Raw genomic sequence first — 17,966 nt, 5'->3', positions numbered from 1 at the left:
TCCCTGAGCGTACCTGGTGGGGCCGGGGGGCTCAGTTCCAGTCGGAGTACGGCGTGAAACCGCCGGTGTCGGCCAGCTGCTCGCCGCTCCCGGCCAGGTCTTCCGGCAGCAGGCTCCAGACGATGACGTCGGTGCGGACGTCGTTCCATGTGCCGTCGGCCGTTCTGCTGCGCGCTATCCAGGCGCCCCGCAGGACGCCTTCGCTGATGCAGCCGATCTTCTGGGCGACCTGCTGGGAGGCGGTGTTGTCGGCGGCGGTGCGCAGCTCCAGGCGTTCGAACTTCTGGTCGTGGAACAGCCACTGCGCGGTGGCCAGGGCTGCCTCCGAGGCGTAGCCCTCGCCGCGGGCCCATGGCGCGACGACGTAGGCGATCTCCGCCGAGCGCACCCGCCAGTCGGTGTTCCGAAGATGGACGATGCCGACGAGGCGCTGGGTGAGGAACTCGTCGACCGCGAAGACGATGCCGCGGCCCCCGGCGCGTTCGGCCGGGGCGATCTGCGTGATCCAGGCCCGGGCGTCGGCCTCGGTGTAGGGCTGGGGGACGGAGGTCCAGGTGGTGACCAGCTCGTCGTTCATCATCTCGGCGAAGGCCTCGATGTCCGACTCCTCGAAGGGGCGCAGGACCAACCGCTCCGTGCTGATGGAGATGTTGGGAAAGGTGCCAGTCATGCGCCGCTCCGTAACTTCTGAAAAACCTTCAGGGCCTGCTGAACTGCCCAGCATGCAGCATGAAACCACTGAACCGCACGACGGGGTCCACCCCCGGTGAGGGAGTGGACCCCGGCAGTGTGCGAGTCGGCTCAGAAGGACGGGATGACCGAGCCCTGGTACTTGTCCTCGATGAACTTCTTGACCTCGGGCGAGGTGAGGAGCTTGGCGAGCTTCTCGACTCGCGGGTCCTTCTCGTTGCCCTTCTTCACGGCCAGGAAGTTGGCGTACGGGTTGTTCTTGGCGGACTCCAGCAGGACAGCCTGCGTGGCGGGCTTCAGACCGGCCGAGATGGCGTAGTTGCCGTTCACCACGGCCGCGTCCACGTCGTCCAGGGAGCGCGGGGTCTGGGCCGCCTCGACCTCCTTGAACTGCAGGTGCTTGGGGTTCTTGGTGATGTCCTGCGGGGTGGCCTCGTTGCCGACGCCGGACTTCAGGGTGATGAGCCCGTTGGCGGCCAGCAGCTTCAGGGCGCGGGCCTCGTTGACGGCGTCGTTCGGGACGGCGATGGTCGCACCGCTCTTCAGCGCGTCGGCCTTCTTGACCTTGTGGGAGTACAGGCCGAGCGGCTCCAGGTGCACCGTGACGACGGGCACGATGTGGGTGCCGCGCTTGTTGTTGAAGTCGTCCAGGTACGGCTGGTTCTGGAAGTAGTTGGCGTCCACCGAGCCGTCCTCGGTCGCCGTGTTCGGCGTGATGTAGTCCGTGAACTCCTTGACCTCCAGGTCGAGGCCCGCCTTCTTCGCCAGGTTCTTCTTGACGAAGTTCAGGATCTCGGCGTGCGGGGTCGGGCTCGCGGCGACGACCAGCGGGCCGCTGTAGTCGTGGGAGGCGGAGGAGCTGCCGGAGCCGCAGGCGGTCAGCCCGAGGGTGAGGGCTCCAGCGGCGAGGACGGCGGTGGTGAGCTTGGCGGTGTTACGCACGAAAAGTGCCTTTCCTTAAGGGTGGTGCGACCCCGTGTACGGGTGAACGGGGAGTCTCGAAAGCGCCGCGGCCTACGCGGCCTTGCCGACGTCGGCCGCGGCAGGCTCCTCGGCCTTCAGCAGGCGGAGCTTCGGCGCCGGGCCGGAGCGGCCGCCGCGGCTGTGCAGGGAGCGGGCCGCGAAGTCGCCGGCGAACTGGATGAGGGAGATCACGACGGCGAGGATCGCGACGGTGATCCACATCAGCTCGGTCTCGAAGCGCTGGTAGCCGTAGCGGACGGCGAGGTCGCCGAGGCCGCCGCCGCCGACCGTGCCGGCCATGGCGGAGTAGCCGATGAGCGCGATGACCGTGGTGGTGGTGCTGGCGATCAGCGAGGGCAGGGCCTCGGGGACGAGGACCTTGCGGACGATGGTCCAGGTGTTGCCGCCCATGGACTGCACGGCCTCGACGAGACCGTTGTCCACTTCGCGGACAGCCGTCTCGACCAGCCGGGCGAAGAACGGGATGCCGCCGATGGCGAGCGGCACGATCGCGGCGGTCGTACCGATGGTCGTCCCGGTGACCCAGCGCGTGAAGCTCATCAGCGCGACCATCAGGATGATGAACGGCATGGACCGGCCGATGTTCACGATCTGGCCGATCACCTTGTTGGCGACGACGTTCTGCAGCAGGCCGCCCCGGTCCGTGAGGACGAGGAGGATGCCGAGCGGCAGGCCGACGGCGACGGCGATCAGGGTGGACCACAGCACCATCCGGAACGTCTCGGTACACGCCTGGGACAGCAGCGGCTGCATCTCGGACCAGGTCACTTGGCACCTTCCTTCACCAGCAGAGCCTCCTGGCCCACCACGTCGATCTGCAGGCCCTGTTCGCGCAGGAACCCGATCGGCACCACGTTGTCCTCGTAACGGCCGGGCAGCTCGATGCGCATCCGGCCGACCTGCAGGCCGCCGACGGTGTCGATGGCGGCGCCGAGGATCGAGATGTCGATGTTGTAGGTGCGCGCGAGCTGGGAGATGACCGGCTGGGTGGCGGCCTCACCGTGGAAGGTGACGTCGACGACGGTCCGGTCGGCGCCCGTGCGCTCGCCGCTCACCGGGAACAGTGCGGCGGCCAGCTCCGAGCCGGGGGTGGCCAGCAGCTCGCTGACCGTGCCGGACTCCACGATCCGGCCCTTCTCCATCAGGGCGGCGGAGTCGCAGACCGACTTCACGACGTCCATCTCGTGGGTGATGAGCAGGACGGTCAGGCCCAGCTGCCGGTTCAGGTCGCGCAGCAGCTGGAGGATGGAGCGGGTGGTCTCCGGGTCGAGGGCGCTGGTGGCCTCGTCGGAGAGCAGCACCTTGGGGTCGCCGGCGAGGGCGCGGGCGATGCCGACGCGCTGCTTCTGCCCGCCGGAGAGCTGGGCCGGGTAGGCCCTGGCCTTGTCGGCGAGGCCGACCAGGTCGAGGAGCTCCAGCGCCTTGCGCGAGCGCTCCTTGCCGGACGTGCCGAGGATCTCCAGCGGCAGCTCGACGTTGTCCTGCACGGTCCGCGAGGCGAGCAGGTTGAAGTGCTGGAAGACCATGCCGATGCGGCTGCGCGCCCGGCGCAGCTCCTTGCCGGCGCGCGTGCCGCGGCCGGCGAGGGCGGTGAGGTCCTGTCCGGCGACGGTCACGGTGCCGGAGGTGGGGCGCTCCAGCAGGTTGACGCAGCGGATGAGGGAGGACTTGCCGGCGCCGGACTGGCCGATGACGCCGTAGACCTCGCCTTCGCGGACGTGGAGATCGACGCCGTCGAGGGCGGTGACGTCACGGCCGCGGGAGCGGTAGACCTTGGTCAGGCCCGAGGTGGTGATCACAGGATTTCCGTCACTGTCGAGTGCGCGGGCGTGGGTGTGCCCGGGCACGGGTGCATGCGGTTCAGGCATGGGAAGTGGATGTGCGTCTCGTACGGACTGCGGCGCACGGACATGCCACGGCTCTCGCTTCGGGGCGCGAGGCTCAGCTGATGCGGGGGCCCTCTAGAAGGCGCACATTCGACACATCAGGCGACACATACAACGAGCACCGGGCGTCATGGTCGCCTCGGTCGCAAGGGTGCGGCAGCTCGTCGTGGTCATGCGATCAGTAAAGCAGACGTATGGTCCTGACCGGTCGCCGCCGTCCGGATAGTGGACAGTGGCGGACAGCCCCGTTCGGGCGCTCCACGGCGGACGGGGATCTCCACGCCTCGCTCGGTGACCAGTGGGGACAAGGCCGACAGGTCCTCCACCACGAGGCCGGCGTCGACTTCCTCCGCCCGGTGGGTTGTGGCCAACGCCACGGTGGTCATGGGCGTGTTGCGCAGATCGTCATGCCCGGACCCTGCGGTGTGGTCTAGACCCCATGGCCTGCGGGCGGGGTCGGCGGCCGGCGCCCGTTTCGGCCGTAATAAGGTCACCGCATGCTCAATGCCCTGACGCTGGTGACCGGGGTCGCCGCGCTGCTGCTCGCCGCCTGGTGCGGCTGGGCCGCCTACCGTGACCAGCCGACCAAGGACTGGCACTTCATCGGCATGGCCGTGGTGTCGCTGCTGGCCGTGGTCCAGCTGGTGGTCGGGATCGTGCAGCTGGCACGGGGCGAGAAGCCGGAGCAGGGCACGACGATCTTCGTGGCGTATCTGCTGGGCGCGTTCGCGTGTGTTCCGGCGGCGGGGTTCATGTCCCTGGCCGAGCGGACCAAGTGGGGCTCGGTGACGGTCGCCGCCGGCGGAGTGGTGCTGGCCGTACTGGAAGTGCGGCTCTTCGACATCTGGGGAGGCTGAGGTGACGGCGGTGGAGGAGAAGCCGATCCGGTTGATCAGCGGGCCGGGCATGCTGCTCGTCTGGTTCTACGGCGTGATGGTGGTCGGCGCGGTGTCGCGTTCGGCGTACCAGATCAGCACGGAGTTCGGCCGGGCGCCGCTCGCCTATGCGCTGTCGGCGGTGGCGGGCGTGGTGTACGGGTTCATCACGTACACGCTGATCCGGGGCGGGGAGACCGCTCGGCGGGCGGCGTTGGTGTGCTGCGCCGCCGAGCTCGCGGGCGTGCTGATCGTCGGTACGTGGACTCTGGTCGACCGCTCGGCGTTTCCGGACGCGACCGTGTGGTCGTACTACGGGGCGGGATACATCTTCATCCCGGTGCTGTTGCCGCTCTCCGCGATGTACTGGCTGCGCAGGGCGCAGCGCACCGCCGTCAAGCAGTAGCCGCGTAAGCGCCCGCCTGCTTTTCCAGGATGATCATCTCGACCCCGTCCGTGCCCTTGGACCGGCCCACCGTCTCGTAGCCGGAGCGGCGGTACAGGCGGAGGTTGCCCTCGCTGCGGTGGCCGGTGAAGAGGCGGAACTTGGTGGCGCCCCGCTCCTCCACCAGAGCCGCTTCGGCCGCGCGCAGCAGCCTGGCGCCGATGCCGTGGCCCTGCAGGCGGGGGTGGACGCAGAGCTTGCCGATGGCGGCCGCGCCGTCCTCGCCGACCTTGCCGCGCACCGAGCCGACCACCTCCTCGCCGAGCCGGGCGACGAAGACACAGTCGGAGGCGACCTCCTGGCGGACGGAGTCCAGTGTTTGGACGAGCGGGTCGATGCGGTAGTTGCCGTACAGCGCCGCCTCGCTCTGGAAGCACAGGTACTGGAGCCGGAAGATCTGCTCCGCGTCCTGCTCGGTCGCCACCGAGATGGTCACGCTCATGCCCATGTGCGCACGCCTCCCGCTCACCTGATCACCTGTCGTCCCTCACTCCTATCCCCGCGCTTCGAGGCACGCAACCTCCGGCGTGAGCAATCGGCGCAGACATCCCAGACATCTGGAGCGTTCCGGGCCGAGACTGCCCTGTGAGATACCCAACTCCCCCGCGATCTCCCGGTATGTCAGGTCCTCCGGGGACAGCAGGGCCTCGATGAGCCGGGGGCAGCGGCCGGGCAGCCGGCTCACCGCGTCGCGCAGGGCGCGGTGCCGGGCGGCCGTGAGGGCGTGCTGCTCGGGATCGGTGCGTGCGTCGTCGGCCGGCTCGGCGCCGTACGGGCGTTCCCGGCGCGTGGTACGGCGGCTGCGGCGGGCCTCGGCGCGGACGGCCCTGCGCAGCCAGCCCTGCGGGTCCGGCGGCGGTCCCTCTGTCTCCAGCCGCTCCAGCAGGCGGAGCCAGACGGCCTGTTCCAGGTCGCCCGGCTCGCTCCCGGCCGCATATGCCTCGGCCGAGGCCTCGGCGGTGAGCAGCGGGCCCAGGGCGGTTACCAGGTCGTGCGTCATATGCGGAACGACGCGCCGCCCCGGGAGCAGGTTTCCGGGGCGGCGCACAGTCACCCCGAACGAGGTGACAACAGGACTATCGGTTGACGTGCTCAGCCGGCCAGGAAGTCCGCGCGGGCGAGCAGGCCGGTGTCGGCGTTGTCGGTGAAGACGCCGTCGATGCCGGTCGCGAAGTACGTCCTGAAGGCGCCGAAGGGATCGCCGTAGCCGTCGGCCGCGCTGCCCTTGCGGTACTCGGCCGGGAGGAAGGGGTTCTCGTTGCGCATGGTGTAGGGGTGCAGGATCAGGCCCACCTTGTGCGCGTCGGAGACCAGGGTCGTCGGCCTGCCCAGGGTGCCGTCCGCGTTCTTGGGGATGACCAGGTCCAGGGTCGGGCCGATGCCCTGGGCGTAGCCGGCGATCTCCCTGAGGCCCTTGGGCGTGATCAGGTCGGCGACCGTGCGCGGGTCGCCCGCCTCGACGAAGTCGTAGGGGCGGCTGTCCGCCGAAGAGAGCAGCACGACGAGCGGGTTGTCGACCAGCTGGTTCAGCTTCTGGATGCTGCTGGGCTCGAAGGACTGCAGGATGACGGGCGAGTTCCGGCCGTCCTTGCCGTACTTGCGCAGCAGCTTCGCCACCCGCTCCTCCAGGCCCAGGCCCAGCTTGCGGAAGTACGTGGGGTGCTTGGTCTCGGGGTAGATCCAGACCTGCTTGCCGCGCTTGCGGGTCTGCTCGTCCTGCCACTTCAGGACCTCTTCGAACGTGGGGATCTCCCAGCGCCCGTTGTAGAGGGTGTTGTGCGGCCGGTTGGCCGGTATGCGCTCGACCGCGCGCAGGGTCTTCAGCTCGGCGAGCGTGAAGTCCTCGGTGAACCAGCCGGTGGTGGCGACCCCGTCCAGCATCTTGGTGGTCCTGCGGTCGGCGAACTCCGGGTGGGAGGCGACGTCCGTGGTGCCGCCGATCTCCGGCTCGTGCCGGCAGACCAGATGCCCGTCCTTGGTGGGCACCAGGTCACCGGCCTCGACGACGTCGGCGCCCAGGTCCAGGGCCAGGTTGTACGAGCCGAAGGTGTGCTCGGGGCGGTAGCCGCTGGCACCCCGGTGGCCGACGATCGTCGGCACCGGCAGGCTCTTCAGGCCCCGGCCGCCCGGTCCGGCCGGCCGGGCCTCGGCGGCCTCGGCCGTGCCCGGCAGCCCGAGGGCCGCTCCGCTCACGCCGAACACCGCCGCGCCGAGGATCGCCCGCCGCCCGGTGCCCTGAGTCTTCTCGTTCGCCTGGTCGCTGCCCATCAGCGCCCTCCTGCCGTCCGCTCTTGGGTCCGGGCCGATCGTAGGGGCGTACACATGACCGAAGGGAGTCCCTCTCAGGAACACCCGGGTGACGCCGCATGTCCTGTCTGCGGCGGGTGCTGACGGTCCGTCGCACCGACGGCCGGCCCGGGCAGCCGAGTGGGTGAGGGTGTCGCGCGATCTCCGTCACATCGTCGCAGCGGTGTTACGGCGGGCCCCCGAGACGTCACCGCAGGTAAACCCGTGTCAACAATTAGTAAGACCTCGGTGAACCGGCCGTACCCGATGTGCGCCCGGCCCGGGGCCGCGAGTAATGTCCTCACCTGCACAGACTCATATCGACCCCTCGACATCGGAGGACCCGTTGTCCCGCTTCGCGCTCATCAAGGCAGTGCTCGGACCGATCATGCGCCTGATGTTCCGCCCACAGGTGGAAGGCGTGGAGCACATCCCCGGCGACGGGCCGGTCATCCTGGCGGGCAACCACCTCACCTTCATCGACTCGATCGTGCTGCCGATCGTCACCAAGCGGCAGGTGTTCTTCATCGGCAAGGACGAGTACGTCACCGGCAAGGGCGTCAAGGGCCGGCTGATGGCGTGGTTCTTCACCGGCGTCGGCATGATCCCGGTGGACCGGGACGGCGCGAGCGGCGGCGTGGCCGCGCTGATGACCGGGCGGCGGATCCTGGAGGAGGGGAAGGTCTTCGGCATCTACCCCGAGGGCACGCGGTCGCCCGACGGCCGGCTGTACCGGGGGCGCACCGGTATCGCGCGGCTGACGCTGATGACCGGCGCGCCCGTGGTTCCGTTCGCCATGATCGGCACCGACAAGCTGCAGCCGGGTGGGGCCGGGATTCCGCGGCCCGGCAAGGTGACGGTTCGCTTCGGCGAGGCGATGGAGTTCTCCCGGTACGAGGGGATGGACCGGGACCGGTATGTGCTGCGGGCCGTGACCGACTCCGTGATGGCCGAGGTCATGCGGCTGTCCGGGCAGGAGTACGTGGACATGTATGCCACGAAGGCGAAGGCCGCCTAGTCGCCGTACGGGGCGCGGGACCTCTTGCGGGTGCCGTTCCGTCGTGGTTGCTCGCACCCACGCGGCGGAGCGGCACATCGATACGGCCCCGCGCCCCTTCGGGGGGCTTTCCTCACCCCGCACTTTCCAGTTTCTGGCCCTTCAGCAAGAACCACGCCACCACCGCCGCTGCCAGCAGGACTGCCGCCCCCGCGCCCGACGCCAGGTGCAGGCCGTGGACGAAGGAGTCGCGGGACGCGTTCAGGAGTGCCTCCGCCTTGTGCGGGGGCATTCTTGTTGCCGCCTCCACAGCCGCGCCCAGTGATTCGTGTGCCTGTGCCGGGGTGCCGGCCGGGGCGGTGAAGTCGCGGTAGGTGCCCGTGACGATGGAGCCGAGCAGGGCTATGCCCAGGGCCGCGCCCAGTTCGTACGCCGTCTCGGACACGGCCGAGGCGGCGCCCGCCTGTTCCTTGGGCACGCTGGAGAGGATCACGTCGGCGGTGACCGTGAAGGAGAAGCCCGCGCCGATCCCCACGACCAGCAGCGCGGCACCGAGGACGGGGTAGCCGGTGGACCGGCCGAGTGCCGTCAGCACGGCCAGGGCCAGGCCGACCGCCGCGAGGCCGCCCGAGACCACGGCGCGGACCGAGAGGCGGCGGGCCGCGCGGCCCGCGACCAGGCCGGCCGCCACCGCGCCGACCGCGGCGGGCAGTTCGGCCAGGCCCGCCTCGAACGGGCGCCTGCCCTGGACGAGTTGCAGGTACTGGGAGAGGAAGAACACCAGGCCGGACATGCCGAGCACGGTCAGCAGGTCGGCGAGGACCGCCCCGCTGAAGCCGCGCCGCCGGAACAGCCGCATGTCGAGCAGCGGGGCCGGCATGGTGAGCTGACGGTGGACGAAGCCGCAGAGGGCCGTCGCGCCGAGCAGTGCCGTGGCCAGCACCGACCGGGTGAACCCGTGCGTGGCGGCCTCCTTGACCGCGTACACCACGGCGATCACGCCGACCAGCGACAGGACGACGCTGATCAGGTCCCAGGGGCCGGGGTTCGGGTTGCGCGACTCGGGCAGGGTGCGGATGCCGACCAGGACCAGGACCGCCATCACCGGCAGGTTGATCAGGAAGACCGAGCCCCACCAGAAGTGTTCGAGGAGGAAACCGCCGGTGATCGGGCCGACTGCCGTGCCGGCGGAGGCGGTCGCGCCCCAGATGCCCACGGCCAGGCTGCGCTCGCGCGGGTCGTGGAAGAGGTTGCGGATCAGGGCGAGGGTGGCGGGCATCAGGGTCGCGCCCGCCACACCGAGCAGCGCCCGCGCCAGGATCATCAACTCCGGTGTCGTGGCATAGGCGTTGAGCACCGATATCGCGCCGAACGCCGTGGCGCCGCCGAGCAGGATCCGCTTGCGGCCGATGCGGTCGCCGAGGCTGCCCATGGAGACCAGCAGACCGGCGATGACGAAGGAGTAGACGTCGCCGATCCACAGGAGCTGGGTGCCCGAGGGGTTGAGGTCTTCGCTGATGTAGGGGGTCGCCAGGCCGAGGACGGTGGCGTCGACGGCCACCAGCAGCACGGCCAGGACGAGGACGGAGAGCGCGAGCCAGCGGCCCGGGCGCGTCACCGCCTCCGTCGTAGCGGCCGGCCGCAGGGTGCTGGTCATGATTCCTCTCTTCTTACTCTTCTTACGCGTTCGTACGTCGTACGCCGCCGAGCAGCAGCTCGACGATCATGTAGGTGAAGTCCTTCGTGGCCACCCGGCCCTCCGCCACCGCCCAGGCGCCGGAGGCCAGCAGGCCGTACAGCGCCTCGGTGAGCCAGGCGGGGGTGAGGTCGATGCGGAACTCGCCGCTCTCCTGACCGCGCCGGAACAGGGCCGTCAGGCGCTCGTCGATGCGAGCCCAGCCCTGGTTCTGCCCCTCGCCCTCGAACAGCTGGTTCTCGGTGTAGAGGAAGGCGAGCAGTCCGGCCGAGGGTTCGATGGCGCGGACCAGTCGGTGGACGGCCTCGCTCGCCGGGCCCTCGTCCATGCGCGCCGCATCCAGCGCCGCCTCGCACTCCTCGATGCCGAGCGCCTCCAGCGCCCGTACGAGAGCGTCGCGCCCGGCGAAGTGGCGGTGCAGTGTCGCCCGGCTGATCCCGGCGGCCTTGGCGACCTCGTCCATGGTCGCGGTGGATTTACGGGTCAGCAGGGCGGCCGCGCTGCGCAGCACCTGGTCACGATCGAGAGCCATGAGACAAGGGTAGCCCATATGAGACATCTATGTCTCACACTGGGCATGCATGACTCATAATCGCTGCTCGGGGCACGTGAGGTCAGTGCCAGGGCAGCTGTCCGCGCCGCTCCCAGTAGGCCCGCGGGTCCTCGGCGAGCGTGGCGAGTCGGGTCAGCTGGTCCGCGTCCAGGTCGACGGCGGGAGCGTGGAGGTTGGAGACGAGCTGGGTGACCGTCGCGGCGCCGGAGAGCACGACACCGGCCCACGGCTGGCGCAGGATCCAGGCGAGGGCCACCGCGTCACAGCCGAGGCCGGTGTCCCCGGCGACCGTCCTGAGCATCTCCGGGGCGTGCGGCGCGGCCAGTCGGCCGTTGGCCATGCCCTCCTTGACGATCACGGTGAGCCCGGCGTCGTGCGCCTCGGCGAGCGCGGCCGCCGCCGAGGTCTCGAGCACGTTGTACGTCGACTGGACGGTACGGAAGAGCGGCTCGCCGTCGGCGGTCAGCTGGAGGGCCGCGCGGATCGTGTCGGCCTGGGCGGGGCCGCTGGTGGAGAAGCCGATGGTCAGACCCTGAGCGGCGGCCTCGGCGAGCCGGGCGTGGAGGTCCTTGTCGGTGAGGGCCGGGCTGTCCGGGGTGACCGAGTGGATCTGGTAGAGGTCGAGCCGGTCGCCGAGCACGGCGTCGGTCTCGGCGCGCTGCCGCTCGTACGCGGCGAGGCTGTGGTCCTTGACCTCGTGCTGTTCGGCGTCGGCGGACCAGCCGGCGGTGTAGGTGTAGCCCCACTTGCTGCCGACGACCACGTCGTCGATGTCGGGGCGGGCGTTCAGCCAGTCGGCGAGGAACTCCTCCGAACGGCCGTAGGAGCGGGCCACGTCGAAGTAGCGCACACCCTGGGCGTAGGCGGCGTCGAGGAGTTCGTGGGTGCGGGTGCGCAGTGCATCCGCGCTGCGGTTCTCTCCGAGGTCTTCTTCGCGGCCGAGGTTGATGTAGCCGGGGCGGCCGACGGCGGCGAGGCCGAGTCCGATGTGCGCGGTGGGCGTGGTCGCGGTGGCCAGGCGGCTGAACGGCATGGGGGCTCCCTGCACGATCGGCGTAGCGGATCTCCCATCAGGAGAGGATCTCGCACCAATCTACCCAGCCCTGCGCGGTTCAGCCCGCGCCGGGAGCCGTCGTCGCCTGTCACGCCCACGGCGATTTCACCCTCGCGGTCCGACTCGAAAGCGTCTCCCAGGGGGAGGCACTCACCATGTCTGTGATCTTCTTCGACATCGGCGAGACCCTTGCGGATCCCCATGTGGACCCCGACGGCTCGCTGAGACTGGAGGCCCTGCCGCGTGTCATCGCCGTGCTCGACGCCCTGCGCGAGGTACGCAAGGGCATCATCTCCGACCCCGGGTCGGGCGACGGTGCCGCAGCACGGGCAGCAGACGCGCTGGCGGAGGCGTTCCCCGGTCGTTTCACGGACGAGGCCCTTGTGCACTGGGGTGCGAAGGACAGTCGCGGGATCTTCGACCGGGCGGTCGCGAGCACGGGCGGAGCGACAGCCGACGACTGTGTCTTCGTGGGCGAGAACGCCCGGGAGCGCGCGTTCGCACGGGAGGCGGGGATGCGTACCGCGCCCCACCCGGTGTTCACCCGGGCCGCGATGGAGAACCGTCCCGTGTTCCGGGCGCGGATCGAGTTGCCGGACGGCCAGGGCCGGTCCGCGTTGACCGCGGCCATGAACGAGACCGAGGCCGTTCCCGTGCAGGTCGTCTCCCAGCGGTTCGTGGTCGCCATGGCGACCACGCGGGGCACCGAAGTGCTGGAGCGCGCCGGTTTCACGGTGGAGGTGCAAGGAGGGGTGGAGGAAATGGCGGACGCCGAGAAGTTCGTCAGCGACCTGCTGGCCCGCGGCGAGGCGGTCTTCGAGGGCGAGGAGCCGACACCCGGAACGACGCACGTGGTCAAGCGCGAGGACGACGGACGGCTCACCGTCCGTCGTCTGCGCTTTTTCCAATGAACCGGAGACCGAGCTGTCGAACTGAGACCTCAGACCGAGACCTCAGGGCGGGTTCTCAGTCGAAGCACCGCCGGACCAGGGCCAGGCCCTCGCCGGTCGTGCTCCGTGTGATCTCGTGCGTCTTGAGCCGGGAGGGGCTGTCGTCGGCGAACGACGTGGCGGAGCGGTGCTCTTCGGGCACGTGGATCCGGCCGCGGCGGAAGAGGTCCTCGAGGTACGACGTCGCGACGCGCTCGGGGTCGGAGGGCCGCACCGAGCCGCCGGCGGGGTCGGAGCCCGCGATTCCGAAGCGTCGCTCCTGCGCCGGGGCGGAGAGGGTGAGCGGCTGGGTGACGCCGTACGTCGCCCCGTGGATCGTGACGGGCGTGAGGCCTTCGTCGTCACCACCGCCCGGCGTCGCCTCGGCGATTCCGGCGCCTCGGCGTGCCACCTCCGGCTCGGTGATGGACGCGGCGGACTCAAGGGAGAGAATGCCGTGCCGGATGAACGCCGAGCGCAGGGACTGGCCGTACATGCCGCCGTTCCGGCGATGGTCAGCGGCGATCATGTGACCCGCGACCTGCGCGTAGTAGGCGGACACCACGGGCGCGGCCACGACCGCGTCCACCAGCAGCTGTCCCGCGATCTCGGCCGCCCTGCCCAGACCGGCCTGGTCCTGCAGGTCCTGCTGCCGGAAGATCCCGGCGACGATCTTGAGGAACGCGCCGCTGAACACGCGGGAGAACGAGTGCGGCTCGCTGGAGAGCCTGTTCGCGGGCTCGTTCGGCGACAGCAGCACCGGGTCGCGGTAGAAGAAGCTGTTCGCCATGTTGCGCAGGCAGTCCGGGTCCACCGCGTTCGGGTGGCCCTGGCGGATCGCCCAGCCCAGCTGCTCGGCCATCCTGGACACCCGCGAGGACAGTTCCAGGTCGCCCTGTGTCTCGGCCAGTACCGCGGTCCGCAGCGACTCCAGCTGGAGTGAGCCCAGCAGCGCACTGATGTCACCGAATGCTTCGTGCAGGGCGGCCGTCTCCGCGCTCGCCATGTTGAACAGCTGGGGGCGCAGGGCGTCGAGGACCCCGTGCCCCGTCTCGTGCAGGACGACCTCGTTGCTCTCGCACGCCGCGACGTTGACGCCTGCCACCGTGCTGCGGAAGAACCACAGGCCTTTGCGGTCGTAGAAGGCGTTCAGGTCGTCCCCTGCGTTGAGGTGCGCCGTGAGGGCGCGTCCGACCTGCGGATGCCACTTCGTTCCGGTCGGAACCAGCGGCCCCCAGGTCTGGCTGGCCCGGCTGAGCGAGTCGGCCGCCACCCAGTAGCGGAATGCCTCGGTGCCGGGCCCGGCGCTGTCCGGCTGCGGCGCGGTTTCCGCGATGGCCGTCGGGAAGGGCTGGATGTCCAGATGGGGGACGGGATGTGGTACGGGCATGTTGATGTGCAGGGGGTCTCCGCCGGGGTCGTCCTCGAACACCAGGACCATCGGCATTGTCGCTTGCTGTGGCTGCACCGTCATGGCGGCTCCATGGGGGGATGAAGTGGGGGGGAGGTGGAGTGCACCAAAGGGACGCTTTTGACCAAAAGCGTCTCCTGATTCAGTACGAGGCCCCCGCAGCCCGGTGTCAATTCGAACAGGGGCGGGCGGACGCGCCTCCGACCGGCACGGCAGCGGCCGAGCAGGTCGTCCCTCCTGGCCCGCGCCCGGTGCGCACGGGCCGCCGAACCCGGCGAGGTCGGCGGCCAGTCGGGGGACGGAGCCGGAGTCCGTGGCCCACCGCCGGTTCCCCGGGTCGGCGTTGAGCTTCTCTCACCGCACGCACGGCACAGCGAGAAGGGCCCGGACGATGTGTCCGGGCCCTTCTCGCTGCGTCGGCTAGGCCTTCCTGGCCGTCGCCCACACGTGTTGGGCCGCCACGTCGGCCTTGACCTCCGACAGCTGGACGGCGACCGCGCTCGGTGCCGTACCGCCCCTGCCGTTACGGGACGCGAGCGCGCCCGGGACGTTCAGGACCGTCCGGACGTCCGGGGTCAGGTGGGCGGAGATCTTCGCGAACTGCTCGTCCGTGAGGTCGTCCAGCTCCTTGCCCTCGGACTCGGCGACCTTGACGCACTCGCCCGCGACCTCGTGGGCCACGCGGAACGGCACGCCCTGCTTGACCAGCCACTCGGCGACGTCCGTGGCGAGGGAGAAGCCGGCCGGGGCCAGTTCCTCCATGCGCTCGCGGTTGACCGTGAGGGTGGCGATCATGCCGGTGAAGGCGGGGAGCAGGACCTCCAGCTGGTCGCAGGAGTCGAAGACCGGCTCCTTGTCCTCCTGGAGGTCGCGGTTGTAGGCCAGCGGAAGGGCCTTGAGGGTCGCCAGCAGGCCCGTCAGATTGCCGATCAGGCGGCCGGACTTGCCGCGCGCCAGCTCGGCGATGTCCGGGTTCTTCTTCTGCGGCATGATCGACGAGCCCGTGGAGAACGCGTCGTGCAGGGTCACGAAGGAGAACTCCTTCGTGTTCCAGATGATGATCTCCTCGGCGATCCGGGAGAGGTTCACGCCGATCATCGCGGTGATGAAGGCGAACTCGGCGACGAAGTCACGGGAGGCCGTGCCGTCGATGGAGTTGCCGACGCTGCCGTGCTCGAAGCCGAGGTCCCGCGCGACCGCCTCCGGGTCCAGGCCGAGGGAGGAGCCGGCGAGTGCGCCGGAGCCGTACGGGGAGACGGCCGTGCGCTCGTCCCACTGGCGAAGGCGCTCGGCGTCCCGGGACAGGGCCTGGACGTGGGCGAGGACGTGGTGGGCGAAGAGCACCGGCTGGGCGTGCTGGAGGTGGGTGCGGCCCGGCATGGCGACGTCCGGGTGGGCCTCGGCGAGGCCGATCAGGGCGTCCTGGAGGTCGGCGATCAGACCGCCGATCGTACGGGCGTGGTCCCGCAGGTACATGCGGAAGAGGGTGGCCACCTGGTCGTTCCGGGAGCGGCCCGCGCGCAGCTTGCCGCCCAGTTCCGGGCCGAGGCGCTCCAGGAGACCACGCTCCAGGGCGGTGTGCACGTCCTCGTCGGCGATGGTGCCGACGAACGCGCCGGACGCCACGTCGGCCTCCAGCCGGTCCAGCCCGGCGATCATGCGCTGCAGTTCGTCGTCGGTGAGGAGGCCGGCCTTGTGCAGCACGCGCGCGTGGGCACGCGAACCGGCGATGTCGTAGGGCGCGAGCCGCCAGTCGAAGTGGACGGAGGCGGACAGCTTCGCCAGGGCCTCGGCGGGACCGTCGGCGAAACGGGCGCCCCAGAGCCGTACGTCACCGCTGTTGCTGCTCACTTGCGCTGCTCCTAGGGAAGTGGGTGGGATACGCGGGGTGTGCGTCAGGCTATGCCTGCAGATCACGCCGGGCGGCGATCTTCGACGACAGGCTGTAGATGTCGATGAAGCCCTTGGCCGCGGACTGGTCGAACGTGTCGCCCGTGTCGTACGTCGCCAGGTTGAAGTCGTACAGGGACTCGGCGGAGCGGCGTCCGGTGACGACCGCCCGGCCGCCGTGCAGGGTCATGCGGATGTCGCCGGTCACGTGCTGGTTGGCCTCGTGGATGAAACCGTCCAGGGCGCGCTTGAGCGGGGAGAACCACTGGCCGTCGTAGACGAGTTCGCCCCAGCGCTGCTCGACCTGCCGCTTGTAGCGGGCGAGTTCGCGCTCGACGGTGACGTTCTCCAGCTCCTGGTGCGCGGTGATCAGTGCGATCGCACCGGGAGCCTCGTACACCTCGCGGGACTTGATGCCGACGAGGCGGTCCTCGACCATGTCGATCCGGCCGATGCCCTGGGCGCCTGCGCGGTCGTTGAGCTGCTCGATGGCCTGCAGGACGGTGACGGGCCTGCCGTCGATCGCGACCGGGGCGCCCTTGTCGAAGGTGATGATCACCTCGTCGGCCTCGCGCGGCGTGGCCGGGTTGGCGGTGTACTCGTAGATGTCCTCGACCGGGGCGTTCCAGATGTCCTCCAGGAAGCCCGTCTCGACCGCGCGCCCGAAGACGTTCTGGTCGATGGAGTACGGGGACTTCCTGGTGGTGGCGACCGGGAGCTCCTTGGCCTCGCAGAAGGCGATCGCCCTGTCCCGGGTCATCGCGTAGTCGCGGACCGGGGCGATGCACTTCAGGTCGGGGGCGAGGGCGAGGATGCCGGCCTCGAAGCGGACCTGGTCGTTGCCCTTGCCGGTGCAGCCGTGGGCGACGGTCGTGGCGCCGTGCTTCCGGGCGGCGGCGACCAGGTGCTGGACGATCGTCGGCCGGGAGAGGGCCGAGACCAGCGGGTAGCGGTCCATGTAGAGGGCGTTGGCCCTGATCGCCGGGAGGCAGTACTCCTCGGCGAACTCGTCCTTGGCGTCGGCCACTTCCGCCTCGACGGCGCCGCAGGCGAGGGCGCGCTTGCGGATGACGTCCAGGTCCTCACCGCCCTGGCCCACGTCCACCGCGACGGCGATGACCTCGGCGCCCGTCTCCTCGGCGATCCAGCCGATGGCGACGGAGGTGTCCAGACCGCCCGAATAGGCGAGTACGACGCGCTCGGTCACGGGTTTCTCCTCACACTGCACCTGCTGTCATGCATGAGTATGCAGAGCTCTGCATGATTCGTCAATCAAGTTCCACGTGAACGGATGAAACCGCTTTCTCGTATTCCCCTCCGAACGCAGGCGCCCGCGTTGCCCAGACACCGACACGACCCGAGCGAGGCATCCGCATGTCCAGGGCTCTTCCGAAGTACAACAAGCGTCGCGTGGCGTTCATCGGCGGCGCCGCGGCCGTGGTGCTGTCCGGCGCGGTCATCGCGGGCTCGGCCCTGGCCGGAACCCCTGCCAAGAGCGGCGGCGCGGCGCAGGCCCGCACACTGGCGGGCCCCGGCACGATCACCTGTCCGGACGTCGCCTCCAAGCTGCCCTCGATCCCCGCCTCCGCCAAGGCCGAGGTCGACCGCAACCTCGCCCTCCTGCAGACCCAGATCCAGGAAGCCGACAAGCGTTTGCAAACCACCGTCGGCCAAGGCGGACCCAACTTCGTCAACAACGCCGTCCTCGGACCCCTCAAGGACAAACGCGCCTCCACCATCGACCGCATCGCCATCGCCATCGGCCGCACCACCACCAGACCCACCGGGCTGGGCTCCCTGGCCGCCTGCACCCTGAACGCGGGCGGCACCGGCGCGGCGGGAGGCGGTGCCGGCACGCCGAGCACGGCCGCGACCCAGCAATCGGGCACCGCCACCACGGCGGGAGGAAACACCGGCGGCAGCGGCGGGAGCACCGGATCGGGCACGATCACCTGTCCGGACGTCGCCTCCAAGCTGCCCTCGATCCCCGCCTCCGCCAAGGCCGAGGTCGACCGCAACCTCGCCCTCCTGCAGACCCAGATCCAGGAAGCCGACAAGCGTTTGCAAACCACCGTCGGCCAAGGCGGACCCAACTTCGTCAACAACGCCGTCCTCGGACCCCTCAAGGACAAACGCGCCTCCACCATCGACCGCATCGCCATCGCCATCGGCCGCACCACCACCAGACCCACCGGGCTGGGCTCCCTGGCCGCCTGCACGCTCACCAAGTGACGTGACATGCGGCCGTGGCCGCCCCGACGAGCGCCGGC

Annotated in this window: 18 protein-coding genes; 5 read left to right on the top strand and 13 right to left on the bottom strand. The window is 70.1% G+C overall.

The window, feature by feature from the left end; all coding sequences use genetic code 11:
* Positions 1-31: 31 nt before the first annotated feature.
* From LMU33_RS08505 to LMU33_RS08490, 4 genes are all read right to left on the bottom strand, one after another.
* The gene (locus LMU33_RS08505) at positions 32-670 is read right to left on the bottom strand and encodes a GNAT family N-acetyltransferase (protein ID WP_228618810.1); all 639 of its coding nucleotides are present in this window, start codon (positions 668-670) and stop codon (positions 32-34) included.
* 131 nt (positions 671-801) lie between these two features.
* Positions 802-1,632: a MetQ/NlpA family ABC transporter substrate-binding protein gene (locus tag LMU33_RS08500; protein ID WP_228618808.1), complete on the bottom strand. Its 831-nt coding sequence runs from the start codon at positions 1,630-1,632 to the stop codon at positions 802-804.
* A gap of 72 nt (positions 1,633-1,704) precedes the next feature.
* Positions 1,705-2,442: a methionine ABC transporter permease gene (locus LMU33_RS08495; RefSeq protein WP_228618807.1), complete on the bottom strand. Its 738-nt coding sequence runs from the start codon at positions 2,440-2,442 to the stop codon at positions 1,705-1,707.
* Positions 2,439-3,473, bottom strand: a complete 1,035-nt coding sequence (locus LMU33_RS08490) for a methionine ABC transporter ATP-binding protein (protein ID WP_228619085.1) — start codon at positions 3,471-3,473, stop codon at positions 2,439-2,441. The genes LMU33_RS08495 and LMU33_RS08490 overlap by 4 nt, the downstream gene beginning before the upstream one ends.
* 584 nt (positions 3,474-4,057) lie before the next feature.
* Between LMU33_RS08490 and LMU33_RS08480 the strand changes: the two genes are divergently transcribed.
* Together LMU33_RS08480 and LMU33_RS08475 are read left to right on the top strand one after the other, a co-directional pair.
* Positions 4,058-4,417, top strand: a complete 360-nt coding sequence (locus tag LMU33_RS08480) for a hypothetical protein (protein ID WP_228618805.1) — start codon at positions 4,058-4,060, stop codon at positions 4,415-4,417.
* 1 nt (position 4,418) lies between these two features.
* Complete coding sequence (locus LMU33_RS08475) at positions 4,419-4,841, top strand: hypothetical protein (protein ID WP_228618803.1); 423 nt, start codon at positions 4,419-4,421, stop codon at positions 4,839-4,841.
* Here LMU33_RS08475 and LMU33_RS08470 read toward each other — a convergent pair.
* From LMU33_RS08470 to LMU33_RS08460, 3 genes are all read right to left on the bottom strand, one after another.
* Positions 4,831-5,328 carry a GNAT family N-acetyltransferase gene (locus tag LMU33_RS08470; RefSeq protein WP_228619083.1) on the bottom strand — a complete coding sequence of 166 codons (498 nt, stop codon included), beginning with the start codon at positions 5,326-5,328 and terminating at the stop codon, positions 4,831-4,833. The genes LMU33_RS08475 and LMU33_RS08470 overlap by 11 nt on opposite strands.
* A 45-nt stretch (positions 5,329-5,373) precedes the next feature.
* The gene (locus LMU33_RS08465) at positions 5,374-5,880 is read right to left on the bottom strand and encodes an RNA polymerase sigma factor (RefSeq protein WP_228618801.1); all 507 of its coding nucleotides are present in this window, start codon (positions 5,878-5,880) and stop codon (positions 5,374-5,376) included.
* Positions 5,881-5,972: 92 nt separating this feature from the next.
* Positions 5,973-7,148 (bottom strand): glycerophosphodiester phosphodiesterase, encoded by a 1,176-nt coding sequence (locus tag LMU33_RS08460; protein ID WP_228618799.1) that lies wholly within the window; start codon positions 7,146-7,148, stop codon positions 5,973-5,975.
* A gap of 364 nt (positions 7,149-7,512) precedes the next feature.
* Between LMU33_RS08460 and LMU33_RS08455 the strand changes: the two genes are divergently transcribed.
* Positions 7,513-8,184 (top strand): lysophospholipid acyltransferase family protein, encoded by a 672-nt coding sequence (locus LMU33_RS08455; protein ID WP_228618797.1) that lies wholly within the window; start codon positions 7,513-7,515, stop codon positions 8,182-8,184.
* A gap of 112 nt (positions 8,185-8,296) precedes the next feature.
* On the opposite strand, the gene LMU33_RS08450 is transcribed toward LMU33_RS08455, so the two are convergent.
* From LMU33_RS08450 to LMU33_RS08440, 3 genes are all read right to left on the bottom strand, one after another.
* On the bottom strand, positions 8,297-9,820 hold the full coding sequence (locus tag LMU33_RS08450) for an MFS transporter (protein ID WP_228618796.1): 1,524 nt from the start codon (positions 9,818-9,820) through the stop codon (positions 8,297-8,299).
* A 22-nt stretch (positions 9,821-9,842) separates the two neighbouring features.
* Positions 9,843-10,391 carry a TetR/AcrR family transcriptional regulator gene (locus LMU33_RS08445; protein ID WP_228618794.1) on the bottom strand — a complete coding sequence of 183 codons (549 nt, stop codon included), beginning with the start codon at positions 10,389-10,391 and terminating at the stop codon, positions 9,843-9,845.
* Between the two features lie 82 nt (positions 10,392-10,473).
* Positions 10,474-11,445, bottom strand: a complete 972-nt coding sequence (locus tag LMU33_RS08440) for an aldo/keto reductase (RefSeq protein ID WP_228618793.1) — start codon at positions 11,443-11,445, stop codon at positions 10,474-10,476.
* A gap of 176 nt (positions 11,446-11,621) precedes the next feature.
* Between LMU33_RS08440 and LMU33_RS08435 the strand changes: the two genes are divergently transcribed.
* A complete protein-coding gene (locus LMU33_RS08435) occupies positions 11,622-12,377 on the top strand; it encodes an HAD family hydrolase (RefSeq protein WP_228618791.1) in 756 nt (251 codons plus the stop codon).
* Between the two features lie 55 nt (positions 12,378-12,432).
* Here LMU33_RS08435 and LMU33_RS08430 read toward each other — a convergent pair whose 3' ends face one another.
* The 3 genes from LMU33_RS08430 to LMU33_RS08420 all read right to left on the bottom strand — a co-directional run bounded on the left by LMU33_RS08430 (position 12,433) and on the right by LMU33_RS08420 (position 16,903).
* Positions 12,433-13,869, bottom strand: a complete 1,437-nt coding sequence (locus LMU33_RS08430; RefSeq protein WP_228618790.1) for a gluzincin family metallopeptidase — start codon at positions 13,867-13,869, stop codon at positions 12,433-12,435.
* A gap of 357 nt (positions 13,870-14,226) precedes the next feature.
* Positions 14,227-15,657, bottom strand: a complete 1,431-nt coding sequence (gene argH, locus LMU33_RS08425; RefSeq protein ID WP_228618788.1) for an argininosuccinate lyase — start codon at positions 15,655-15,657, stop codon at positions 14,227-14,229.
* A gap of 49 nt (positions 15,658-15,706) precedes the next feature.
* Complete coding sequence (locus LMU33_RS08420) at positions 15,707-16,903, bottom strand: argininosuccinate synthase (protein WP_228618786.1); 1,197 nt, start codon at positions 16,901-16,903, stop codon at positions 15,707-15,709.
* Positions 16,904-17,070: 167 nt separating this feature from the next.
* Here LMU33_RS08420 and LMU33_RS08415 point away from each other — a divergent pair, with 167 nt between their 5' ends.
* Complete coding sequence (locus LMU33_RS08415) at positions 17,071-17,928, top strand: hypothetical protein (RefSeq protein ID WP_228618785.1); 858 nt, start codon at positions 17,071-17,073, stop codon at positions 17,926-17,928.
* The last annotated feature ends 38 nt before the right edge of the window (positions 17,929-17,966 follow it).

Origin of the sequence: Streptomyces barringtoniae, assembly GCF_020819595.1 — a bacterium.
Taxonomy (GTDB): Bacteria; Actinomycetota; Actinomycetes; order Streptomycetales; family Streptomycetaceae; genus Streptomyces; species Streptomyces barringtoniae.
This window is presented reverse-complemented; position numbering and strand designations above follow the sequence as displayed.